The 24,183-nt window shown below is 42.3% G+C and carries 17 protein-coding genes; 6 read left to right on the top strand and 11 right to left on the bottom strand.

What is annotated here, in order from left to right; all coding sequences use genetic code 11:
* Positions 1 to 14: 14 nt before the first annotated feature.
* Together BUB77_RS05775 and BUB77_RS05770 are read left to right on the top strand one after the other, a co-directional pair.
* Positions 15 to 1,187: a dermokine domain-containing protein gene (locus BUB77_RS05775; RefSeq protein WP_073273761.1), complete on the top strand. Its 1,173-nt coding sequence runs from the start codon at positions 15 to 17 to the stop codon at positions 1,185 to 1,187.
* Entirely contained in the window at positions 1,180 to 1,455 is a 276-nt protein-coding gene (locus BUB77_RS05770) for a hypothetical protein (protein WP_073273759.1), read from the top strand. The genes BUB77_RS05775 and BUB77_RS05770 overlap by 8 nt, the downstream gene beginning before the upstream one ends.
* A 141-nt stretch (positions 1,456 to 1,596) precedes the next feature.
* On the opposite strand, the gene BUB77_RS29800 is transcribed toward BUB77_RS05770, so the two are convergent.
* From BUB77_RS29800 to BUB77_RS05755, 3 genes are all read right to left on the bottom strand, one after another.
* Positions 1,597 to 3,213, bottom strand: coding sequence for a L,D-transpeptidase family protein (locus BUB77_RS29800; protein WP_073273758.1), 1,617 nt, complete (start codon positions 3,211 to 3,213; stop codon positions 1,597 to 1,599).
* Positions 3,214 to 3,330: 117 nt separating this feature from the next.
* Positions 3,331 to 5,076, bottom strand: a complete 1,746-nt coding sequence (locus BUB77_RS05760; RefSeq protein WP_073273756.1) for an ABC transporter ATP-binding protein — start codon at positions 5,074 to 5,076, stop codon at positions 3,331 to 3,333.
* On the bottom strand, positions 5,066 to 6,862 hold the full coding sequence (locus tag BUB77_RS05755) for an ABC transporter ATP-binding protein (RefSeq protein ID WP_073273952.1): 1,797 nt from the start codon (positions 6,860 to 6,862) through the stop codon (positions 5,066 to 5,068). The genes BUB77_RS05760 and BUB77_RS05755 overlap by 11 nt, the downstream gene beginning before the upstream one ends.
* A 1,049-nt stretch (positions 6,863 to 7,911) precedes the next feature.
* Between BUB77_RS05755 and BUB77_RS05745 the strand changes: the two genes are divergently transcribed.
* Entirely contained in the window at positions 7,912 to 10,731 is a 2,820-nt protein-coding gene (locus tag BUB77_RS05745) for a cation-translocating P-type ATPase (RefSeq protein WP_330392498.1), read from the top strand.
* A 105-nt stretch (positions 10,732 to 10,836) separates the two neighbouring features.
* Here BUB77_RS05745 and BUB77_RS05740 read toward each other — a convergent pair whose 3' ends face one another.
* The 5 genes from BUB77_RS05740 to BUB77_RS05720 form a co-directional block, all read right to left on the bottom strand.
* Entirely contained in the window at positions 10,837 to 12,540 is a 1,704-nt protein-coding gene (locus BUB77_RS05740) for a peptide ABC transporter substrate-binding protein (RefSeq protein ID WP_073273752.1), read from the bottom strand.
* A gap of 77 nt (positions 12,541 to 12,617) precedes the next feature.
* Complete coding sequence (locus BUB77_RS05735) at positions 12,618 to 13,595, bottom strand: ABC transporter ATP-binding protein (RefSeq protein ID WP_073273750.1); 978 nt, start codon at positions 13,593 to 13,595, stop codon at positions 12,618 to 12,620.
* The gene (locus BUB77_RS05730) at positions 13,585 to 14,592 is read right to left on the bottom strand and encodes an ABC transporter ATP-binding protein (RefSeq protein ID WP_073273748.1); all 1,008 of its coding nucleotides are present in this window, start codon (positions 14,590 to 14,592) and stop codon (positions 13,585 to 13,587) included. Before BUB77_RS05730 ends, BUB77_RS05735 begins: the two co-directional genes overlap by 11 nt.
* An 18-nt stretch (positions 14,593 to 14,610) precedes the next feature.
* Entirely contained in the window at positions 14,611 to 15,654 is a 1,044-nt protein-coding gene (locus BUB77_RS05725; RefSeq protein ID WP_073273747.1) for an ABC transporter permease, read from the bottom strand.
* A gap of 12 nt (positions 15,655 to 15,666) precedes the next feature.
* A complete protein-coding gene (locus BUB77_RS05720) occupies positions 15,667 to 16,584 on the bottom strand; it encodes an ABC transporter permease (RefSeq protein ID WP_073273745.1) in 918 nt (305 codons plus the stop codon).
* A gap of 477 nt (positions 16,585 to 17,061) precedes the next feature.
* On the opposite strand from BUB77_RS05720, the gene BUB77_RS05715 reads away from it, so the two are divergent.
* Positions 17,062 to 17,268: a hypothetical protein gene (locus BUB77_RS05715; RefSeq protein ID WP_073273743.1), complete on the top strand. Its 207-nt coding sequence runs from the start codon at positions 17,062 to 17,064 to the stop codon at positions 17,266 to 17,268.
* 398 nt (positions 17,269 to 17,666) lie between these two features.
* On the opposite strand, the gene eno is transcribed toward BUB77_RS05715, so the two are convergent.
* The gene (eno, locus tag BUB77_RS05710; protein ID WP_073273741.1) at positions 17,667 to 18,977 is read right to left on the bottom strand and encodes a phosphopyruvate hydratase; all 1,311 of its coding nucleotides are present in this window, start codon (positions 18,975 to 18,977) and stop codon (positions 17,667 to 17,669) included.
* Positions 18,978 to 19,222: 245 nt separating this feature from the next.
* Between eno and BUB77_RS05705 the strand changes: the two genes are divergently transcribed.
* Positions 19,223 to 20,728 carry a carboxypeptidase M32 gene (locus BUB77_RS05705; protein ID WP_073273739.1) on the top strand — a complete coding sequence of 502 codons (1,506 nt, stop codon included), beginning with the start codon at positions 19,223 to 19,225 and terminating at the stop codon, positions 20,726 to 20,728.
* Between the two features lie 847 nt (positions 20,729 to 21,575).
* Positions 21,576 to 22,952, top strand: a complete 1,377-nt coding sequence (argH, locus tag BUB77_RS05700; protein ID WP_073273737.1) for an argininosuccinate lyase — start codon at positions 21,576 to 21,578, stop codon at positions 22,950 to 22,952.
* Between the two features lie 275 nt (positions 22,953 to 23,227).
* Here the strand turns inward: argH and BUB77_RS05695 are convergent, their stop codons facing one another.
* Together BUB77_RS05695 and BUB77_RS05690 are read right to left on the bottom strand one after the other, a co-directional pair.
* A complete protein-coding gene (locus tag BUB77_RS05695) occupies positions 23,228 to 23,860 on the bottom strand; it encodes an SdpI family protein (protein ID WP_073273736.1) in 633 nt (210 codons plus the stop codon).
* Entirely contained in the window at positions 23,853 to 24,173 is a 321-nt protein-coding gene (locus BUB77_RS05690) for an autorepressor SdpR family transcription factor (RefSeq protein WP_073273733.1), read from the bottom strand. The genes BUB77_RS05695 and BUB77_RS05690 overlap by 8 nt, the downstream gene beginning before the upstream one ends.
* Positions 24,174 to 24,183: the final 10 nt, after the last annotated feature.

Raw genomic sequence — 24,183 nt, 5'->3', positions numbered from 1 at the left:
GAAATGGAGCAGTCATGGAAGGTTACGGTAATCCAGGTTCCTTTGATAAAGAGGAGGCAATTAAAAAAAATAATCCAGACATTGCAAATGGACCTACTCCTCCCCCTGTTAACGGTAATACAGGAAATACAAACGGGGATTTTGGTACCGGTAATTTTGGCAATGGGTATCCTTACGGATATCCCTATGGTGCTACGATAACCAGTGACTACGGATATAACTACAGTGCAGCGGAAATCAATGACTCCGGCTACTCTTATAACGGAGTTAACACGGGCAGCCCCGGATACGCTGGTGATGCCGCAGGCTCCGGCTCTTTAGGATATTCTAATAGTACTGAACATTCCGATGAATTGAAAGCTCCTGACAGCTCTGAAGGCCATGAAAGTTCCGATAACCCTGGCAGTTCTATTCATTCTGGCGGCTCTGACAGCTATGGAAATCTCAGCACTTCCAGCAGCTCTGGCAGTTCCGCTGACTATGGCAGCTATGATAATTCCAACAGCTATGGAAGTTCCGGCATTTCCGACCCCTTTGGAAATTCCAGCAATCCCGGCGGCTCTGAAAGCTTTGGAAATCCCGGTAATTCCGGCAGCTCTGAAAGCTTTAGAAATCCCGGTAATTCCGGCAGCTCCGGCAGTTCTACTGGCTCTGAAAGCTCCGGCAATTCCGCCGGTTCTGATGAAACCGCTCCCGAAAATAGCTTAAAGCACATGGTCGATATTATGAAAGCTGCCCTCCCGCATCTAAATGGCCAGACACAGGAATCTGCCAGCCTGATTATTAAAACCTCCGAGCTTATGGATAGCCTTCGGACTGTCGGTAGTAATGAACATGTATCTGCCCTTGGCTTCGACTTGCAAAATATAGACCTGGAAGCTCTTCTGAACAGTATCCGCAATGTCTGTTATGCCAGCGAAAGGAAAATTATTGATAATATACTCAACTTATTAAGAATGAAAAATATGTTCGAAACCTATTCCGTCCTGTCCAGTATGATGGCTTCCCAGCCAGGTACCGGAGAGAACCCTGAAAGCAATAAGGATGATCCCGGCGGAAATGGAACCGGATTCAACCAGAATATGATGGAAATCCTGTCGACTATGCTGACACCGGAACAAAAAAGTACTTTCGATAACATTTCTATGATGTTTAATATGATGCCAAACGGAGGTAATTATGAATAATTTTTCGTGGATGAATCATCCGGCAATAAAAAATATCGATGCCAGAAAGCTCGCAATCCTTATGGATTTGGCAAAGGAAGCAGAAGGAAAATCCCAGGATAAGCTGGTCCCGCTTATGGTAAAGGCCAATGCGCAGCTTAAGACTATGAATCTGTCCTTTACAAAGGAAGAAAACGATCTGCTGGTAGATATACTGACACAGGATATGTCCCCTGCTGAAAAACAGAAGGTTGAAATGATAAAAAGAATGGCCAGAACAATGAAATAAAAATGATAGATAAAAAAGCAGATACCGGATACAGTCCATAAATTCAATAATGGATGCAGTATCCGGTATTTGTTCTTCTTATTACGACAATCCCTTTTCTTAAATCACTTTCCTGTTGTACTGTTTGCCCGAACTGATTCTTTACGGATTAGTCGGCTCCGGAGTAGTTGGCTCCGGAGCAGGCTGCTCCTTTTGGTCTGCTTCCCCGTTACTCTGTGAATCCAGTGTAAAATGGCAGACAACCGATGCTTTCTTGTTATGCTGCTGGATAATGGTATAAGTCACCTCATAGGTTTTATTATCCTCCGTTGAAATGCTTACTGTTAAAAGTCCTGCGCAGTCAGTATTATTACTGTCAAGAGCCTGAATGCCTGACAATGCAAATGCATCATCTATTACCGTATCCTGAGGTATGTCATACCGATTTTCAATTCCCTCAATACGCATATTGTCAAAATAGGTGTACTGCACAGTTTCCTTCGTAATATTACCTGCTTTATCAGCAACCTCATAATGAACCATGTATGCATAATCTTCCTTGGGTTCTACCGTTATCTTTATATCATCAGGAGTCAGCTCCGAATAATCGTCATTTACCGCTATATCCTTTTTCGCTAACTTCAGAATCTCCTTCTTGCCGGCTGCCAGTTGTTTCTTGGTAATAGTCTTAAAGGAAACCCCTTCCAGATCAGGAGGAGTCGTATCAATATAAACAGATGCAGCTGCCTTTCCTGTCTTGTTGTTTTCAGCCTTTATGCTATATGCAAAAGCATATTCATCCGCACTGGTTTTCTTAATGGTAACCTTAATATCCTTACTTGAAAGCTTTTTCGTTGAAAGGTATGCGGATACTCCTTTAAGGGCATAGGCTTTGTTAATTACGGTACCTTTTCCTGTGATTCTGTCAGCTGCTCCCTTAATCACAGGTGCTTCCTTACACTGCTTGACCGTATAGGTTACGGTTTTACCGGTCTTTCTTCCCAGCTCATCACTGACTGAATAGTTGATTTTATATTTTCCGGCTGTATAGCTGTCTACCTTTCCTTTGACTTTGATGCTCTTTGTAATGTCAACACCGGTAGAAGATACTGCCTTAAGGCCTTTATACAGATCAATTTTAGAACCCCATTCCACCGATTTACTGCTAGCAGCTGTTAAAACCGGTGCTTTATCCAGGTATGGATTATTTTTATCAGGGTCTGTGGGATCCCAGCCTGTACCAAGTGAAAGCTTTATTGATTCCGGCTTTCCAAGTGGTCCCGGGTCTTTCCCATTATATATTTCTACTGAGGTTCCAAGAGGACAATTATCATAAATCCACTTGGCATCCTGCACCGTCAGCCTTACACAGCCATGGGATGCGGTAGTACCAAGCTTATTATACTGGGCTGCAGACAAGGTGGAGGCATCCATCTTGTAGTACCAGACGGAATGAAATAAAATCCCTTTAACAATTCTGGTGGAATACTGTCCCCAAACGTCTCCCATCAGTAACTTCCAACGATATTTGGCAGGCGTTTTAAATACTCCCAAGGGGGTATCGGCACCCACGGAGCATATCATTGCTTTAACCGGCACCGTGTAATTCCCTTTTGCATCCTCTTTGTATACTGTGACGCAATTTTGCTGCTTATTAACCTTGATATAGTATGGTTTTGTTACATTTGCTTCTGTTATTACCGGAGAAAAAAAACTTATTATCAGCGTGGCAATGCTTAAGATAATAATCCTTTGTATGGTTTTCTTTGAATGTGTCATTGATTACTCCTTGCAGCTATTTTTCTTACCATATTTTGTCGTACTAAGTACTGATACCATAAGTAATTTTTGTGTTAATCTTATGGCAAAACTGTTTCAAATCTGTTAAGACGAGAATTAGGAATGATACAGCTTATAATAGAAGCCCTTTCTGTCAAGCAGTTCATTGTGATTTCCCTGTTCAATGATATTGCCGTTCTTTAGTACCAGAATGGTATCCGCCTCCTTTATGGTGGAAAGCCTGTGTGCAATGACAAAACTGGTTCTTCCCTTCATCATCTTTAAGAAGGCTTCCTGTATTTTTATCTCTGTTCTGGTATCAATACTGCTGGTCGCTTCATCCAGTATCAGCATGGGAGGGTCCATAATTAACACTCTTGCTATGGTGAGCAGCTGTTTTTGCCCCTGGGAGAGATTCCTTCCATCCTCTTCTATAAGGGTGTCATATCCTTTGGGAAGCCTCATAATAAATCCATGGGCTTTCACGGCTTTTGCAGCGTTTATGATATCCTCTCTGGTTACCCCCGCTTTTCCGTAGGCTATATTCTCGGCAACGGTTCCCGTAATGAGCCAGCTTTCCTGGAGAACCATTCCTATGCTCTGCCTTAAATTATTTTTCTTAATGTGAAGGATGTCCTTGTCATCAACGAATATCTGTCCGCTGTCCAATTCATAGAATCTCATCAGCAGATTTACTAGGGTTGTTTTACCGGAGCCGGTAGGCCCTACAATTGCTACGGTACTTCCCTTTTTCACTTTCAGATTAAAGTTCTCTATTAAGGGAACCTCCTTCTTATAAGCAAAACAGACCTCCCTGAATTCCACATTTCCCTGGCAGTCCGTCAGTTCCTCATAGGGCTCTTCCGCAATCCTCTCCTCTTCTTCATCCAGAAGTGCAAATATTCTTTCAGCGGATGCAAAGGCTGCCTGTATCTGAGTAGTAACTGCCGTTATTTCATTGATTGGCTTGGCAAACTGGTTGGAATAGGTAAGGAAGCTTGCAATATTACCAACTGAAAGCTTTCCCGCCAGGCTAAGGAGAGCGCCCATTACCGTCACCATAACATATGCGATATTGTTGATAAGCCTAGTGGTAGGATTGGTAAGGGAGGAATACCATTGAGCCTTCTGCCCCACACGGTACAGCTCCTTATTTTGCTCTTTAAAATGGTCCATTGTTTTCTCTTCATAGCTAAATGCCATAACCAGCTTCTGATTCTCGATTATTTCTTCCGCATAGCCATTGAGTTCTCCTGTAAGGCTTGACTGCCTATGGAACATCAGCTTGGAGTGCTTTGCGATAAAGGAAGCCAGGAAGAAGCAAAGCGGTGTCACTATAATGACTCCCAGGGTTATCAAAGGGCTTATTGTCATCATAAATACAAAGCTTCCTGCAATAATAACCACCGAGGACATAACCTGTGTAATCCCCTGAAACAGTCCGTCAGATATGGCATCAATATCATTGGTCAGCCTGCTGATAACATCGCCGTGGGGATGCCTGTCAAAATAGCTGACGGGCAATTTATTAAGCTTACGAAAGGCATCTTCCCTCATTTCCCTTACGATATTCGTGGATGCCCGGTTGCTGAAGACGGACATGAGCCATTGAAAAAGGCTGCTTACCAGATAAAGCACCAGCATCAGGAGCAGTATCCCCTTCAAGGTCTCAAAATCGACCTTACCGGCTCCAATAATCGTGTCAACGGCTTTTCCCATTAACAGAGGAGTAAACACTGCCATGGTATTCCCCAGGATGGAAAAAAGAAATGCTGTAAGGAGTACTTTCTTGCTCTTCCCAATATAACCCCATAATCTCTTTCTCGTTGTTTTTTTCGTAGATACCCTATGGTTACTTTCCACTGCCGACACCCTCTTTCTCACCGGTTTCAGAAGTTTCCTGGGAACGGCAGATCTCTTCATAGACCTGGCAGTTTTTAAGAAGCTCCTCATGGGTGCCGAGGCCGGCAATCTCTCCTTCATTTAAAACCATTATCTGGTCACAGTTTCGTAAAGTACTTGCTCTCTGGGATATCATAAATACCGTCATTCCCTTTGTCTTTTCCTTCAGGGCTTTTCTCAGGGCGGCATCTGTGGCATAATCAAGGGCATTAAAGCTGTCATCCAAAATCAGGATTTTGGGCCTTCTCACCAAAGCCCGGGCAATGGCCAAACGCTGCCTTTGCCCGCCTGATACATTCACTCCTCCCCTTCTGATAGGCGTATCAAAGCCCTCCGGTAAGGAGCGGATAAATTCCTCCGCCTGGGCAATGGATGCGGCTTCCTTTAATTCTTCCACGGTACTGTCTTCCTTTCCCCACCTGAGATTTTCTGCAATTGTCCCGGTAATCAGTACGGACCTTTGGGGCACCATGCCGATTTTCCTCCTTAGCTCTGCAAGGTCATAATCCCTGACCTCTTTCCCAAATACCTTAACGGACCCAAGCAGGGTATCGTAGAACCTCGGAATCAAATTTACCACAGAGGATTTTCCCGAGCCTGTGCCACCGATAATACCAAAGGTTTCCCCTTTCATCACCTTAAAGGATATATCATTCAGGGCATAGCTGCCTGTTTCTTTCATATTATCCTTGCTCTCGTTACTGTCCTCTTTATATGCAAAGAAAACCTTATCAAATTCTACGGCAGGTGCTCCTTCCCTATAATTTCCTTCCCTTCTGCCGGCGGCGGCAGGATTTGTAATACTTGTCTCTGTACTTAATACTTCATTGATTCTTCCCGCACTGGCATAGGCCTTCGTAAAGATGACCACCAGATTGGATATTACGATTAATGCGGCAAGTATCTGGGTAACATATCCCACAATGGCAATCACTTCACCGGTTTCCATAAACCCCTTATTCACCCTGACGGCTCCCAGCCAGATGATGGCTGCAATAGCCACATTTAATATGAGCGTTGTCACAGGATTCAGCATAGCCGAAATTTTACCCACCTTTACGGCATTCATGGCATACTCATTATTTACTTTCTGAAACTTTTCCTCCTCTGCCGCTGTTCTGGCAAATGCTCTGATAACTCTGACTCCGCTCAGGTTTTCTCTTAAGCTCAGGGAAATCTCATCCAGCTTCTTTTGTACTCTGCCATAAAGGGGGATTGATTTCTTCATGGTCTGGTATAATACCCCAACAAAAACAGGAAGTACCAGAAGTACTATCAGAGACAGCTTTACATCCAGCAGAAAGGACATGATAAGGCCTCCGATGCATAGAAAGGGTGCGCGGATAACAAGCCTGATGAACATGGCGACCGCAAGCTGTACCTGATTTACATCATTGGTTATACGGTTGATTAATGAAGCTGTCCCAAACTTATCCTGCTCCTTACCCGACAAGGTCTCCATATGCCTGAAAAGCTCATTTCTGATATCCGTTCCTATTCCCTGGGATACTAAGGAAGCACTGTACTGGCATATCAGGGCACAGATAACCCCTACGATGGCTGTTACAAGCATCACTGCACCCATCCGATAGACATAATCCCTGTCTCCGTTCTTTATACCCACATCAATTACCTTTGACATAAGAAAAGGCAGGAATAGTTCCAGTATTGCTTCTGCCAGTTTAAAAGCAGGCCCTATTATAAGAAGTTTCTTATAGGGTTTAAAGAAAATTCCCAGATTTCCCATATATAAATTCTTCTCTTTCACTTCTTTACCTCACTATACTATTTACCTAATTCTGCCTGAAAAGGTACCCTTTTAAACAAACATGCTCTAAATTATACCATTGTTTGTAACACTTGTTAAGAGTTATCCGCATATTTGTACGATATTCACATGAATCTTTTTCCAGTCCCAATTTAAAACCATCTTTTTTAATTTTTAACTCCAGTATTTTTTCCCAATTATCTGCATGTGCCAGGGGGTTGGGAACGGACGATGATTTTGGCTTACCTTTCGTAATTTTCTCGTTCGGGGTTCCGAATTCCACTAAAATGCCAGCAGCTGTTCCTGGCAGGTGAAATTATGCCAAACTCGCTGGAAGGTTGTTTTTGTGTGGTGTTGTGAGCTCAGACAGTGGTATAATTTTACCTAGGAACAGCTGCTGCCATTTAAGTGTCATTAGGGAACTCCTCAATAGAAAATTACGAAAGGTAAGCCAAAATCATCTGGGGGTTGGCAATAAACCCTTGGACAGTTGTTGTGTTGTTTTGGTCTTATAAGGTTTTGGGCATGGCAAATACACAAGACCAAATAATAGATATGCACAGATGACCAAGGGGGTTGTTTTGGAATTTTGTCTCAAGAGGTCCCTTATGACACTTAAGCGGCAGGAAACGTGACTAGGTAAAGCAATACCACTGTTTGAGCTCGATATCTAACACGGCCATAGTTATTATAGCGAGTTTGGCATTGATTTACCTGCCAGCCACGTTTTCTGCCGCTTTAGTGGAATATGGGTTCTCGCGTAACAAAACTCCAAAACAACCCCCTTGGTCATCGTCCGTACCCATAAACTTCCTTCATACATCTGTACTTTACCTTAAAATTTCCGTAAATAGATATGCAAGGCTTGCTGTAAAACAACTATAACTGCCCTGCCGCTTTAACAGTTTCAAGGCTTTCGGCTCTATATGAAATAAAAAGGAATAGCCCGTCATATAATTAATTTGACAAAGTGTTGAGATTAAATAAAGAAAGGAGCAAAATCCCCTACGCCAAAATCGGGATATGCAATGGGTGTTAAAATGACCAATTGGCACAGTATTACAAAGGAAGAAGCCCTGCAGGAACTGGATTCTGCACTTACAGGATTGACAAAAAAGGAAGCAGCAAAAAGGCAGAAACAATATGGGTATAACCTGCTTGAGGCTAAGAAAAAAACGCCTTTAATCTTGCGATTTATAAGCCAATTTAAAGACTTTATGATATTGACATTGATTTTTGCTGCTCTGGTCTCCTTCCTGGTATCCTTTTTACATGGAGAGCTGGATATCGTTGAGCCTGCAATAATAATTACTATCATTACGCTGAATGCAATCTTAGGAGTTGTACAAGAAAGCAAGGCCGAAAAATCCCTGGAAGCCCTTCAAAAAATGTCCGCACCGACCGCTCTGGTTATGCGGGATGGTCTGCTTGAGAGTATAGATGCCAAGGAATTAGTTCCCGGTGATATTATATATCTTGAAACGGGACATTTTGTACCTGCCGACGCAAGACTAATAACCTCCGTTAACTTAAAGATTGACGAAGCTTCCCTGACCGGCGAATCCCATCCCATTGAAAAGGATGCCGACAAGGTATTAATGGAAAATCTTCTGTCGGCAGAGCGTATTAATATGGTAGCCGCCACGGGTATCGTTACCTATGGCCGGGGTACGGCAGTGGTAACAGCAACAGGCATGCATACCGAGGTCGGCCATATAGCCAGAATGATTATGGAGGATGAGACTCCCATGACTCCCCTTCAGAAAAAGCTTGCCAGTACCGGCAAAGCTCTGGGTATCGCTGCCCTTATCATCTGTATTATAATTTTTCTGGTCGGCATCTTAAAAAACCGGCCCATATTTGAGATGTTCATGACCTCCGTCAGCCTTGCCGTGGCAGCTATTCCGGAAGGTCTTCCTGCCATTGTAACCATCATGCTCTCCCTTGGGGTGCAAAGAATGGCAAGGAAAAATGCTGTCATAAGAAAGCTCCCTGCCGTTGAAACTCTTGGAAGCGCTACGGTCATCTGTTCCGATAAGACCGGTACCCTGACACAGAATAAAATGACGGTAACGGAACTTTGCTCCTGTAAGGGCAAGGAAGCTCCCGATGGAAGCACCGGAAAGTTTCTCCTTACCCTGTCAAGCTTATGTAATGACGCCGTATTACAGGTATCAGGTAAGGGAAAACACCAAAATGTATCCGCTACGGGAGAGCCCACGGAAAATGCCCTCATTATGGCCGCCTACCAGGTAGGGCTAAGCAAATCCCAGCTTGATCTGCTGAATCCCAGGATATTTGAGATTCCCTTTGATTCAGGGCGAAAGCAAATGACCACCGTACATAAACTTTCTGACGGAAGCTACAGGCAGATTACAAAAGGTGCCTTTGATATACTGCTGTCTGAGTGCATCAATATTTACCGTGGAAACAAGGACGCTCCCATTTCCAATACCCTTCGGGAACAGCTTACACGTTTAAATGAAGGGATGACTGCAAAAGCACTCCGGGTCATTGCAGTAGCCTACAAGGATTATCCTGCTGACAGCTCCTTTCCTGCCAGGCTGAAAAACTTTAACGGGACTCAAAAAGACAGAGCCACCGGGCTGGAACAGGGACTGACGCTGGCAGGCATGATCGGTATGATTGACCCGCCAAGGCCTGAGGTACGTGAAGCTGTTCTGACCTGCCAGATGGCCGGTATCACCCCTGTTATGATTACAGGTGATCATGTTACCACTGCCTGTGCCATCGCAAAAGAGCTGGGAATATTAACAAAGGATACCTCTATGGCACAGCTTAGGGCAGCAGAAATCAGAAGCAATCACCCCGACCGCTACACTTCCCCCGTCCCCCAGGCCATGACCGGCGCAGAGCTCTCTCAGATAACCCAGGAAGAGCTGGTGGAGCAAATTAAGGACTACCGGGTATTTGCCAGAGTTTCCCCGGAGCATAAGGTCCGGATTGTAAAGGCCTTTCAAACAAGGGGCGAAGTGGTTGCCATGACCGGAGACGGTGTAAACGATGCTCCTGCCTTAAAGGCCGCTGATATCGGCTGTGCTATGGGGATTACCGGTACAGATGTTGCCAAGAATGCGGCGGATATGATACTTACGGATGATAATTTTGCCACAATTGTTGCTGCTGTTAAGGAAGGGCGGGGCATCTATGACAATATCAAGAAAGCCGTTCATTTCCTGCTTTCCTGCAATATCGGAGAAATCCTTACCATCTTCGTGGCTATCCTCTTTGGTCTCCCCTCCCCTTTAGTTGCCGTCCAGCTGCTTTGGGTAAACCTGGTGACAGACTCCCTCCCTGCCATTTCCCTGGGTGTGGATCCGCCGGATAAGGACATTATGAAAAAGAAACCGATTCCGCCTAACAAGGGTATGTTCGCCGATGGCCTGGCCTTTAAAATCATTACGGAAGGTATCTTAATCGGTTCCTTAGCCCTCCTGGCCTTTATCATTGGTATCCGATTTTTTGACAGTGCCGCACTTCCCGGAGATTTAGTCCGGAATTCAAGGACCGTAGAGCTTGCGACCCTTACAACTCCCTATGTGGGAAGAACCATGGCTTTTGCTGTACTAAGCCTTTCACAGCTCTTCCATGCCTTTAATATGCGGAGTGAGCATTCCCTGACTAAAATCGGACTGTTTTCCAATATGAAGCTTGTACTATCCTTTATTATATGTGCCTTCCTGCAAATAATCGTAATATCCGTAAAACCTCTGGCTGACATCTTTAAGGTTGTTCCTCTGACACCTGCCCAGTGGTCCATCGTGCTGGTATTTTCCTTCCTGCCGATTGTTGTAGTAGAGCTGCAAAAGAACAGAAGGAACAGATAGAAAAAGAGAGCCCGCAGCTTACGCTGATATAAAGCGCAAGCTGCGGGCTCTTTCTTATTTCCGTTCCGTAATTTTATTATATTTACGAATGTAAAATATTATAGATTATTCTGTGATATCTGCATACTGGAAGTACCAGTATCCATAAGGTGAATGCCAGGATCCGGTAACCTTGGGGCTCTGCAGATAGAACTCGTTATAGTATGCAATCGGAATAACTGCAGTATCTGACATTACAAGGTCTTCTGCCTTATGCAGATAACCGGAACGTGTCTTAGCATCTTTTTCAACAGCAGCCTTCTGCATTAATTCATCATAAGCAGGATTACTGTATTTTGCATTATTATTACCATTTGTACTAACCATAAGATCAAGAATATTGGAGGCATCATTGTAATCAAATACCCAACCGTCACGGCTTGATTCATAATCTCCTGCACGACGCATAGGAGTAAAGGATGCCCATTCAACAACGTCTACATTTACAGTAATACCAAGCTTTTTCCAAGCCTGCTGTAAGTACTGGGCAACTACCTTATGGTAACCGGCATCATTGATAGAATACTTAATAACAGGGAAACCTTTACCATCAGGATAACCGGCATCTGCTAATAATTGTTTTGCTTTTGCAAGGTTGCCTTCATAATCGTCATTATTGATATAAGGCTTACCACCATTTGCATTGGCCATAAAAGCACTTCCATCCCAATCAGCAACACTTGTTCCAACAAAGTTTGTAGCAGCTGTGTAAGTACCCTGCATTAAGGTTTCAGCAACATACTTTCTGTCGATTGCAAGGCTTAAAGCCTGACGTACCTTGGAATCAGAGAACTGAGGCAATGTGTTGTTAAGGTCAACATAATAGGTTCCTAAAAGGGGCTCAATATGGAATTCCGGATTTCCGCTAAGGGAAGGAATTTCAGCTGTAGGTACATCCTTGATCATCAAAGGTGATTCGCTGTCCTGTTTGTTGTAAGCACTGTAAGCTGCGTTAGGATCTTCCATCAGAAGCAGTTTAATAGAATCCAGCTTGATGGAGTCTTTATCACGGTAATTTTCGTTCTTTGCAAAAAGAATATAAGAGCTGGGTACCCATTCCTTAATATAGAAAGGGCCATTGCCGATATAAGATTCAGGCTTTGTTGCCCAGGAATCACCATTCTTTTCAATTGTTGCCTGATTTACAGGAGACAGTGTTGCAAAAGCAGCCAGCTTATCAAAGTAAACGCAGGGATGTGAAAGTTCTACAACAAAAGTGGTATCGTCAGGTGCAGAAACCGCTAATGCATCAACATCTCCCTTTGCTGCTTTATCATAACCTTTTACCATGCCAAGAACTGTTTCACTGTAAGGTGCAGCCGTAGCAGGATCTGCAACACGTTTCCAGCTGTAAACGAAATCTTTTGCTGTTAACGGAGAACCATCGGACCACTTTAAGTCTTTTCTTAAGTAGAAGGTCCATTTCAGACCGTCTTTGCTTGTTTCATATTTTTCTGCAGCACCAGGAATAATCTTATTATCCTTGTCAACATTTAATAAACAGTCAAAAGCAAAAAGAAGCATATTTCCACCATCAACCGCACTATTCAATGCAGGATCAATCGTCTCAGGGTTAGGACCAATTTCAGCAATAAGCTGTTTTTCTTTACCGCCGGTGCTGCTTCCGCCGTCACCACTATTATCACTGGTGTTATTTTTGCCGCTGTTGCCATTATTGCTGCCGCTGTTGTTGTCGCTCTTACCGCAAGCACCTAATACCATTGCTGCCACCATTATAAGAGCTAAAAGAATTGAAAGTCTTCTCTTCATAAATTTCCTCCTTATTTTTAATTTATATTCAATTCACCATATTATATATGATGAAATTGGATGCGTCTTTGAAACAGCTATTTCACTCTGTCAAGATGATGACATGCAGCATAATGACCGGGTGAAACCTCTTTCCATTCCGGTTCCTGCGCCGCACAACACTCGTCTGCATAGGGGCAGCGGGTACGGAAGCGGCAGCCGGACGGTGGATATACCGGGCTTGGAACATCGCCTTTTAAAACAATTCGTTTTGATTCGCGGGTCTTTATAGGATCTGCAACAGGGATTGCTGAAATTAAGCTCTTTGTATAAGGATGGACACTATGGAAGGTTAACTCCCTGCTGTCCGCTAATTCCACTATCTTACCTAAATACATAACCCCAATACGGTTCGATATATGCTTCACTACACTTAAATTATGGGCAATAAATAAATAGGTCAATCCCATACTTTCCTGAAGTTCTTCAAACATATTAACTACCTGAGCCTGAATAGATACATCCAGAGCGGAAATAGGTTCATCGCATACAATAAATTCCGGATTTACAGCCAATGCACGGGCTATACCGACACGCTGGCGCTGCCCACCGGAAAATTCATGAGGGTAACGATTGGCATGCTCTGTATTTAATCCTACGAGGCTCAACAGCTCCACAATCCGGTCACGGCGTTCCTGCTTATTGGCAGCCAGTTTATGAATATCAATAGCCTCACCTACGATGTCTCCTACTGTCATACGAGGGTCCAGACTGGCATATGGATCCTGGAAAACAATCTGCATTTTCCTGCGGTAAGGTAACATGTTAACATGTGTGATATCTTTACCGTCGTAGATGATTTTACCGCCTGTAGGTTCATGGAGACGAAGCAGTGTACGTCCGGTAGTAGTTTTTCCACAACCTGATTCACCCACAAGTCCAAGGGTTTCTCCCTTATTTACAAAGAAGGAAACATCATCTACCGCTTTTACTACTTTTTTATTAAAAGCTCCTCCGCCGCTGACGGGAAAATACTGTTTCAGGTGCTCTACTTCAACTAGTTTTTTATTTTCCATTAGTCTGCACCTCACTTTCAAATTTAGCCTTATCTAACAGCCAGCATGCACTTTGATGTCCATTTCCTAAATCGGTGTATTCAGGCATTTTGCGAAGACAAATCTTCATACAGGAATTGCATCTGGGTGCAAAAGGACATCCTGCCGGCGGATTCAGCATATCTATGGGCTGACCTTCTATGGGAACAAGCTTCTTATGCTCTGTGTCATTTAAATTTGGAACACTTAAAAGTAAGCCTTTGGTATATTCATGGGATGGATGGTAGAAGATATCATCCGTTGTTCCGGTTTCCACTACCTTACCGGCATACATTACAGCAATCCTGTCACACATACCGGCCACAACTCCCAAATCATGGGTAATAAGGATAATTGCCATTCCTAATTTTTTCTTAAGGTCTGTCATAAGTTCAAGAATCTGGGCCTGGATGGTTACGTCAAGAGCTGTGGTTGGTTCATCCGCTATCAGAAGCTTCGGCTCACATGCAAGTGCCATAGCAATCATAACACGTTGTCTCATACCACCGGACAGCTCATGGGGATACTGTTTCAAACGCTTTTCAGGTTCATTAATACCTACTAACTGCAAAAGTTCCTTTGCACGGTCATGAGCCTGTTTTCTATCTTTATCTGTATGGAGAAGAATAGCCTCCATAATCTGATTTCCTATTGTAAAAACCGGATTAAGGCTTGTCATAGGGTCCTGAAAAATAATAGAGACTTCATTTCCCCTCATTTTACGCATTTCCCGTTCTTTCATTTCATTTATGTGATGACCGTTAAAGTACAAATCACCGCCGATTAATTTACCGGGATATGCTGTAAGTCCCATGAGACTGTAAGCTGTAACAGACTTACCGGAACCACTTTCGCCTACAATCCCTAAAACTTCTCCTTCTGCAACTTTCAGTGAAACATCATTTAATGACTTCACTTCGCCCGCAGGGGTAAAGAAGGAGAGCCGCTCATTTTGTATATCTACTAAATATTCACTCATATCATTCATCCTCTCCAATTAACTCTTCATTTTCGGATCAAATGCATCCCTCAGTCCGTCTCCAAGTAAGTTAAAACTGAGGATTATAAGGCTGATACCAACGGCCGGTGCCACTAATAAATAAGGATAGGAATTCAATCCGTTAACAGCATCACTTGCTAAAGATCCCAGGGATGGTAAGGGAATAGCAACTCCCAAACCAAGAAAGCTAAGAAAGCTTTCCGTAAAAATAGCGGATGGAATCTGTAATGTTGTAGTTACAATTAAGGTACCAATACAATTGGTAAGCAGATGCTTTCCTATGATTCGTCCATTGGAAGCTCCCAATGCCTTTGCAGCAGTTACATATTCGCTCTGCTTCAAGGTAAGTATCTGGCTTCGGACAATTCTTGCCATACCTACCCAGTATAAAAGGGCAAATACTAAAAAGATACTGATCAGGTTAACGCCTACCGTCTGAATCCATTGGAATCCAGGCTTTGTAGCAAGTGTTTCCATGGGAGACTTAATGGCAAAGGATATTAATACTATCAATAAGATATCAGGTATTGTATAAACAATGTCTGCAATACGCATCATAATAAGGTCTACCCAGCCGCCGAAAAAGCCTGCTATTGATCCATATACGGAACCAATGATTAAAATGATGGCTGAAGCAATCAAACCTACAAGCAGTGAAATACGGCTTCCCACCATTACACGGACCGCATAGTCACGGCCAAGATTATCCGTTCCCAGAATATGCGGGAATACACTTTTTCCTGCATCCTTAAGAGCTGTTTCCTGTTTGGAATAAGTCATGGGTTTTAAATACTCGGAGCCTTGAATCTGCTGGTCATATTTATATGGATAAAAGCTGGGAACAGCAAACGAAAAAATCAAAATAAATATAATTACGGCAAGGCTTACCATCGCCACTTTGTTTTTATATAAACGGCGTAATGCATCTTTCCAAAAGCTTACACTGGGACGCATCTGCACCAGGCTTTGCCTTTCCTCGTCAGTTGCAGGCAGGAAATCATCCACATTCAACTGAAAACTTAGTACATTCTTATCCTTCATTTCTGGTTCCTCCTAATTCAGCTGGATACGTGGATCAATTATCTTATAAACAATATCCACAATCGTATTCATTACGATAACTAATGTTGCAAGACATATTGTAGTACCCATAATAACAGTGTAATCACGGTTCGTAATGGAACTTACAAACTGGCCTCCTAAGCCGGGAATAACAAATATTTTCTCTACAATAAAGCTTCCTGTCACAGTATAAGCCAGCAGAGGACCAACATAGGTTACTACGGGTAATATTGCATTACGCAGGGCATGTTTGAAAAGGGAGATAAACTGTGAAACACCTTTTGCTTTGGAGGTACGGATATAATCCTGACCAATTACATCAAGCATGGAGGAACGCATCAGTCTGGTAATATATGCTGTAGGATAAAAGGCAAGTGCAATTACAGGCAGTACATAATGAGCCGGTGATGTCAATCCGTAAGTAGGAAGTATTCCCAAGTGAACACCAAAGAAGTACATACCCACCGTACAAATTACAAAGCTTGGAACTGCTATGCCGCAAGTCGCAATAACAATAATAAAATTATCTCCCCATTTTCCTCTGTTAATGGCAGCCGTACAACCTAATGGTATACCAATCAGTATGGCAACCAGTACGGATATACCTCCGAGTCTTGCAGAAACAGGAAATCTGCTGGTGATAATTTCCATTACAGTACGTCCGCGCTGCTTCAGACTTAGGCCAAAGTCTCCATGAAGAATACTTACCATGTAATTTTTATATTGAACTATCAATGGTTTGTCTAGACCAAACTTCTCATTCAGAGCAGCCTGTGCCTGAGCACTGATGGATTTTTCCGATACAAATGGTCCACCCGGCACTAAATTCATAAGGAAAAATGTAATTGTTGCAACAAGGAAAATGGTTACCACTGCTGCACTTACTCTTTTTAGTATGTATCTACCCATACAATAACCTACCTTCTATCAAAATATTTATTTGATGATATATTGCATTTACAAGAGCTTTCATTCCTGTATTTATTTATACCTACAACAAAAAAATCTCCACTACTACCATGTAAAATACATGTATACACGCCATTGTGCAGACTTCATTTTTATATATACTCTTATGTCGGAAGTTATATACAGTAAGTATTTGTGGTATATATCAACTTAGTAAGAATATTATAAATCTTTATGTTTGTCAAGTAAAACATGGCACATTAAAGCATTGAAGTTTTTTCCAATTAATGCTTCAAACCGCTAAAGTACCGGGTTTTAATTAATTTTTAATAAAAAAAATTTATGATAATTGAAAAATAAAGATTTTACAGGTATAATATAGATAAAAACAATGTAAAAAATTCTAGGATTCTCTGATTAAAAAAAGAACGAATACAATGATACACAAAAAATACGAATGAGAAGAGGATGATATTTATGAATGCATACGAGCTTCGCAAAAGAAAGGATATGGCTCCCTATAATGACAACATGGAGGATGCCTGCCAAATCTATGACAACCTGTTCTATACAATGGATGTGGATTTATGCCCTAAAAACGAGCACAGACTTGTAAGCGGAAATGTTATCAAAGGATTCCGCTGTATTGTTGATAATGTATATACCGTACCATTAAAGCAGTGAATGTGCTTTAATAAGGAACCAGTCAAAAAAATCACAAATTTTATGGAACAGGAGCCCTGTGCAGAAGAAACAACTTTCTTTTACACAGGGTTCCTGTATTATTCTGCTGCTTTTTAACGGCCACCATCAGACTGCTTTAACTATTTTTAACAACCCACCCTCAGGATGCTTTAACTGTTTTTTAACATTCATTCCTCAAAGGCTGCTTTATCCGTTTATTTAACAGCCCTTCCTCAAAGCTGCTTTATCCATTTATTAACAGCCCTTCCTCAAAGCTGCTTTATCCATTTATTAATATCCCTTTCTCAAAGCTGCTTTATCCGTTTATTTAACAGCCTTTCCACAAAGCTGCTTTATCTGTTTATTAATATCCCTTCCTTAAATACTGCTGAACCGTTTTATTTAACCTGAAAGCAATTTCTTCCCAGGTATATGGCCGTATCCCCTAACTGCTCCTCGATTCTGAGAAGCCTGTTATATTTTGCTACACGGTCGCTTCTGGAAGGAGCACCTGTCTTAATCTGCCCTGCATTGGTAGCGACAGCGATATCTGCCAGGGTAACATCCTCCGTTTCTCCTGACCGGTGGGACACAATAGCCGTCCATTTATTATTCTTTGCCATCTCAATTGCTTCCAGGGTTTCCGTTAAGGTACCGATCTGGTTGAATTTAATCAGAACAGAATTGGATATGTCAAGCTCTATCCCTTTTCTGATTCTCTTTGTATTTGTCACGAACAAATCATCACCTACTAACTGGACTTTGCTGCCCAGTCTTTTTGTAAGCTTCTCCCAGCCTGAAAAATCTTCCTCTGCCAGGCCGTCTTCAATGGACATGACCGGATACCTGCCGCATAAATCCTCCAGGTAGGCAATCATATCGTCCACACTCTTATATTCTCCGGCCTTCCAAAACAGGTACTCTCCTTCTCTGCCGGCCTTTTTCGCTTCATCATACATCTCGGTGGAAGCCACATCCATTGCGATGCCGAAATCCTTTCCTGGTTCAAAGCCAGCTTCTCCTACCGCTTTTACAATGTAATTCAGTGCTTCCTCATCACTTTTGAATTTCGGAGCAAAGCCGCCTTCATCTCCTACTGCTGTCACATAGCCTTCGCTCTTTAACAGTTTTTTCAGGGTGTGGAATATGGTGGTACTCCATTCCAGCCCTTCACTGAAGCATTTGGCACCAATTGGCATAATCATGAACTCCTGGATATTGAGGCTGGAATCCGCATGCTTTCCGCCATTTATAATATTCATCATAGGCACCGGCAATACCTTGGCATTTACTCCGCCAATATACTGGTATAAGGGCAGGTTCAGTGCTTCGGCAGCAGCCTTTGCCGTTGCAAGGGAGGCTCCCAGAATGGCATTGGCTCCCAGTTTACCTTTATTTTCAGTGCCATCGGCCTCAATCATCTTTTTATCAATTTCCACCTGGTTTAGTGCATTGAGTCCGGCAATTTCCTTTGCAATGACCTTATTAACGTTTTCAACTGCTTTTTTTACACCATTTCCAAGATATCTTTTCTTATCATTATCCCTTAACTCCACTGCTTCAAAGGCTCCTGTGGAAGCTCCTGAGGGAACTGCCGCCCTTCCAAGGCTTCCGTCCGCCAATAACACCTCTACTTCCACCGTGGGATTTCCTCTGGAATCCAGTATTTCTCTTCCGGTGACTTTTTCAATCTCAAAATGCTTTTTCATAATGAATTCTCCTTTTTCTGCACAGCTATACATTTTATGATTTTCTATCTATTTCTTTCTCTATATATTATAGACAATCCCTTTCCATGTATTCATTCCTGCGGTTTGTTCTGCATATTCTTTATGCTCTAAGGTAATCCTAAGTCTGGCTGTGTTTTACACATTATAAAAACATTCTTTTTAAGTTGCTGCCAGCTCTTACCATATGATATACTGGAAAAAATGAATCAAAAAAGGAGATACCTATGAATAAAGCTTATGCTAAATTATGTGAATATATTGAAAAAAATATTTCCTTTCGGGAAGCGTTAACCTTATTTGAATGGGATAACGAAACACTGGCACCGGAAGCTTCCGCAGAAAATACCTCTAAGGCAATCGGCGTGATATCCGGCGAATATTTTAAGACCCTGATAAACGACGAAGTCAAAGAGCTGCTAACGGTCCTTTCCGGCGAAGAAGAAGGAAAAAGCCTGGATTTTAACCAGAAGGCAATTGTAAAGAACATGAAGAAGTCCTATGAACAGATGGAGTCCATTCCTCCCCAGGAATACAGGGCTTACAGTGAGCTGACTGCCAAAGCTCCCGGAATCTGGGCAAGAGCTAAGAAGAATAAATCCTTTGACGAGTTTGCTCCAACCCTTGAGGAAATCATAAACTACCAGAAGAAATTTGCCTCATACCGCAAAAAAGGAGACAGGAAAATCTATGATATCCTTCTGGATGATTTTGAGGAAGGCTTTTCCATGGAAAAACTGGATATCTTCTTCGACAAGATCAAAGCTTCCCTCGTACCCTTATTAAAACAGGTTACGGACAAGAAGGATATGATTGACAAATCCTATAATTATCAGACTTTTGATAAGGAAAAGCAGCTAGCCTTCGGAAAGTTTATCAGCTCCTATGTGGGTTTTGATTACTCCAAGGGAGTTCTTGCCGAAAGCGCCCATCCCTTTACGACCAATCTGCACAATAAGGACGTAAGAATAACCACACATATTTATCCCAATAATCTGGAAAGCTCCATCTTCTCCGTAATCCATGAAAGCGGACACGCCATTTATGAAATGGGTATTGATGATGCCATAACCCTTACTCCGGTAGGCGGCGGCAGCTCCATGGGAATCCACGAATCCCAGTCCCGCTTCTTTGAGAATATGCTGGGCAGAAGTGAAGCTTTCTGGCTTCCGGTCTATCCGAAATTAGTGGAATATTTTCCCGAGCAGCTAAGTGACATTCCTCTTGAGCAGTTCATTGCCGGAATCAACAAATCAGAACCGGGCTTAATCCGTACGGAGGCTGATGAACTCTCCTATTCCCTTCATATAATTATCCGCTATGAAATAGAAAAGATGATTTTTGAGGAAAATGTATCCGTAAAGGACCTTCCGGCTATCTGGAACCGCAAATACAAAGAGTATTTAGGAATTGAACCGGAAAACGATGCGGAAGGCATCTTACAGGATATCCACTGGGCAGGCGGAAGCTTCGGATATTTTCCTTCCTATGCCTTAGGCAGCGCTATTTCCGCACAGATATACAGCTGCATGGCAAAAATGCTTCCCGTGGAAGAGCACTTAAAGCAGGGTAATCTGGCTCCCATTGTTGCATTCTTAAAAGAGCACATTCATAAATATGGAGCTACAAAGAATACCTCCGAACTACTGACAGGCATGATGAAGGAAGATTTGAATGCCGACTACTATGTATCTTACCTGACTGATAAATATACAAAGCTTTATAACCTATAATAACTAAATATCAAATAAGGAAGCACCGGGAGTTCATTCATCCCGGTGCTTTTAATTTATTACCCTCTCATCATTCTCAATCATTTTGCTGTAATTTCAACACAACAAACGCAGGAAGGAAGTTAGTGGAAACGGACGATGAGCAAGGGGGTTGTTTGGGAGTTTTGTTACGCGAGAACCCTTATTCCACTAAAGCGGCAGAAAACGTAACTGGCAGGTAAATCAGCGCCAAACTCGCTGTGACAAATATGGCTGTGTTAGTTAACGAGCTCAAACAGTGGCACTGTTTTACCTAGTTACGTTTCCTGCCGCTTAAGTGTCATAAGGAACCTCTTGAGACAAATCTCCCAAACAACCCCCTTGCTCATCTGTGTATATCCATTATTTGGTCTTGTGCGGTTGCTGTGCCCAAAACCCTATAAGACCAAAACAAAACAACAACTTTCCAAGGTTTTATTGCCAATCCCCAGATGATTTTGGCTTACCTTTCGTAATTTTCTATTGAGGAGTTCCCTAATGACACTGAAAGGGCAGCAGCTGTTCCTAGGTAAAATTATACCACTGTCTGAGCTCACAGCCCTGCACAAATACAACCTTCCAGCGAGTTTGGTATAATTTTCACCTGCCAGGAACAGCTGCTGGCATTTTAGTGGAATTCGGAACCCCGAACGAGAAAATTACGAAAGGTAAGCCAAAATCATCGTCCGTTCCCAATCAGCAATTAAAAGATTCATGCGTGCTCCGTGGTAATTTCAAATCTTTCTATTGTATAATTATAATATTTATTGTATAATTAATTAATTTTAAATATAAAAATCATAGTCAACGAAAGAAATGAGGTAATAACATGAAGCTATGGGGCGGACGATTTACGAAGGAAACCGATGAATTGGTTCATAATTTTAATGCATCCCTTTCCTTTGACAGTAAATTTTATAAGGAAGACATTGAAGGAAGCATCGCACATGTGACCATGCTTTCTGAACAGGAAATCATAAAGAAGGACGAGGCCGTTCTTTTGATAAAGGAATTAAATCAAATAAAGGCTGAACTGACAGAGGGCAAGCTTCTCTTTGATGAGACCAAGGAGGATATTCACAGCTTCGTAGAATCAATTCTCATTGACAGAACCGGTGATACGGGAAAGAAGCTGCATACGGGTAGAAGCCGCAATGACCAGGTTGCCCTTGATATGAAGCTGTATACCAGAAATGAGCTTTTAAATGTTCAGGTACTTCTAAAGGATTTACTGGAGCTTCTTCTTAAGCTTATGAAGGAACACCTTGATACTTATATGCCCGGCTTTACACATCTGCAAAAAGCACAGCCGGTCACACTCTCCCATCATTTGGGGGCCTATTTTGAAATGTTCAAAAGGGATTACGAAAGATTAAGAGATGCCTTGGAAAGATGCAATTATTCCCCCCTGGGGGCAGGTGCCCTTGCAGGAACCACCTATCCCCTTGACAGAGAATATACCGCAAAGCTCCTTGGTTTTTATGGAGCAACCAATAACAGCATGGATTCCGTATCGGACAGAGATTATCTGATTGAAAGCTTAAGTGCCTTCTCCATCATCATGATGCATTTAAGCCGCTTCTGCGAGGAAATCATAATCTGGAATACCAATGAATATCAGTTTATAGAATTAGACGATGCCTATTCCACCGGAAGCAGTATCATGCCCCAGAAGAAGAATCCCGACATAGCAGAGCTTATCAGAGGAAAAACAGGCCGTGTATATGGCTCCCTGGTCTCTCTTCTTACCACCATGAAAGGACTTCCCCTTGCCTATAACAAGGATATGCAGGAGGATAAGGAATTGACCTTTGATGCAATGGACACTGTAAAGGGATGCCTTAAGCTCTTTACTGATATGCTCTCCACCACGACCTTTTGCAAGGATAAAATGGAAAACAGTGCCAGGGGCGGCTTTACCAATGCGACGGATGCCGCTGATTACCTGGTAAACCACGGAGTTCCCTTCCGTGATGCCCATGGAATCATCGGCCAGTTAGTAATTCATTGCATCGGCAAAGGCGCAGCCCTGGAGGATTTAAGCCTGGAGGAATTTAAAGCTGTATCTCCTGTATTCGAGTCTGACATTTACGATGTGATTTCCCTTAAGACCTGTGTGGAGAAACGTACTACAAAGGGTGCTCCCGGCAGGGAGGCAATGTCGGATGCAATCAGGCTAAATGAAGACTGGTTAAAGAATTTATAATATTTGATCCTGGTGCCGTATGTAAACTCTGAATTCTTCTATGTGTATTTGGAGCAAAAAATGCAACGTATTTTAAAACTAACAGCCATTCCGTCCCTGTCACCGCAAGATTGGGCTGAGGATTTTGCAGGCACAATCTTGTGTGTGAATTATGCAAACATGAGCTTTTACACCTGATTCAATAGTTATCACATAAATTCAATAGTTATCTTTTCAGAAAAAGAAGGGACCTTTCAAACGAAAGAAAATGACCCCTTCTTTTTTATTCTACTTAATCACCTTTTAATTCTGACATAAAGGATATAAGAGTATATATTTGTCACAATGATACCGGCTAACAACAGGCCTATCACAAAATAGTTGTAGGCTTTTTCATTTATAATACCCATAGGAACCATCAAGATTCCAAAGACCATAAAGAGATATCCTCCTGCCTTATGGGTCTTCCGCCAGACATTGCCGTCCGATAAAGTCCACGGGTTCTTAATTCCCATAAAGAAATTCGTCTTTACCTTCGGAAGATAATTTCCTATTACCATAAAGACAATGCCAAGACCAGCAGGAAGAAACAATTTAAAATTCAAATTAATCTTTAGGGCAGTAACCACAGTGGCCCATGTAAAAAATATACTCATGAGAACAATGGCCCCTCTGATAATCCCATAGGTTTTGGGATCATAATTCTTTCTTCTGGGATCTATCTCCTTCAGAATATAAAAAAGCCCATTTAATATGGCAGGCAGTGCGCCTATGAGAAACATATACTTCTTATCAGCATAGCCGTTAATATCCCAATTGCTGTCCCAGTGTACCGGAACCATCTGCGGCAGCTTATTGTAAAGAATCAGAATTCCAATATATGATATTGCTGACGCTATCCATAAAATAATATGTGCCTTTTTACTCATCCCTGTTTTCTCCTTGCCCGTCTTTTTCCTTATTCCCTTGCATTTCTTTTTGTTCCTCATTCTTTGTTATATCAAAAAACCATCGGACCACATCCTGAAAAACTGTGGTATTTAAGGTATATACAATATTTTGACCTTTTCTTTCATCGCTGATTAAATCAGCATTTTTAAGAATGGCCAGATGATGGCTTATGGACGGTTTGCTGATATTAAAATAGTCCGCAATTTCTCCTGCATTCATATCTTTTTCAGATAATAACTCAAGTATTTTTCGCCTTGTAGAATCGGATAAGGCTTTAAAAACATCATTCATTATGACCTCC

The organism is Anaerocolumna jejuensis DSM 15929 (genome assembly GCF_900142215.1).
Lineage (GTDB): Bacteria > Bacillota > Clostridia > Lachnospirales > Lachnospiraceae > Anaerocolumna > Anaerocolumna jejuensis.
The sequence above is the reverse complement of the archived record's forward strand: the minus strand, read 5'-3'. Positions and strand labels throughout refer to the sequence as shown.

Bases quoted from the DNA above. Each gene is read 5' to 3' on its own strand.
- BUB77_RS05775 (WP_073273761.1), top strand. From the start codon at position 15: ATGGAAGGTTACGGTAATCCAGGTTCCTTTGATAAAGAGGAGGCAATT.
- BUB77_RS05770 (WP_073273759.1), top strand. From the start codon at position 1,180: ATGAATAATTTTTCGTGGATGAATCATCCGGCAATAAAAAATATCGAT.
- BUB77_RS29800 (WP_073273758.1), bottom strand. From the start codon at position 3,213: ATGACACATTCAAAGAAAACCATACAAAGGATTATTATCTTAAGCATT.
- BUB77_RS05755 (WP_073273952.1), bottom strand. From the start codon at position 6,862: ATGGGAAATCTGGGAATTTTCTTTAAACCCTATAAGAAACTTCTTATA.
- BUB77_RS05745 (WP_330392498.1), top strand. From the start codon at position 7,912: ATGGGTGTTAAAATGACCAATTGGCACAGTATTACAAAGGAAGAAGCC.
- BUB77_RS05740 (WP_073273752.1), bottom strand. From the start codon at position 12,540: ATGAAGAGAAGACTTTCAATTCTTTTAGCTCTTATAATGGTGGCAGCA.
- BUB77_RS05735 (WP_073273750.1), bottom strand. From the start codon at position 13,595: ATGGAAAATAAAAAACTAGTTGAAGTAGAGCACCTGAAACAGTATTTT.
- BUB77_RS05730 (WP_073273748.1), bottom strand. From the start codon at position 14,592: ATGAGTGAATATTTAGTAGATATACAAAATGAGCGGCTCTCCTTCTTT.
- BUB77_RS05725 (WP_073273747.1), bottom strand. From the start codon at position 15,654: ATGAAGGATAAGAATGTACTAAGTTTTCAGTTGAATGTGGATGATTTC.
- BUB77_RS05720 (WP_073273745.1), bottom strand. From the start codon at position 16,584: ATGGGTAGATACATACTAAAAAGAGTAAGTGCAGCAGTGGTAACCATT.
- BUB77_RS05715 (WP_073273743.1), top strand. From the start codon at position 17,062: ATGAATGCATACGAGCTTCGCAAAAGAAAGGATATGGCTCCCTATAAT.
- eno (WP_073273741.1), bottom strand. From the start codon at position 18,977: ATGAAAAAGCATTTTGAGATTGAAAAAGTCACCGGAAGAGAAATACTG.
- BUB77_RS05705 (WP_073273739.1), top strand. From the start codon at position 19,223: ATGAATAAAGCTTATGCTAAATTATGTGAATATATTGAAAAAAATATT.
- argH (WP_073273737.1), top strand. From the start codon at position 21,576: ATGAAGCTATGGGGCGGACGATTTACGAAGGAAACCGATGAATTGGTT.
- BUB77_RS05695 (WP_073273736.1), bottom strand. From the start codon at position 23,860: ATGAGTAAAAAGGCACATATTATTTTATGGATAGCGTCAGCAATATCA.
- BUB77_RS05690 (WP_073273733.1), bottom strand. From the start codon at position 24,173: ATGAATGATGTTTTTAAAGCCTTATCCGATTCTACAAGGCGAAAAATA.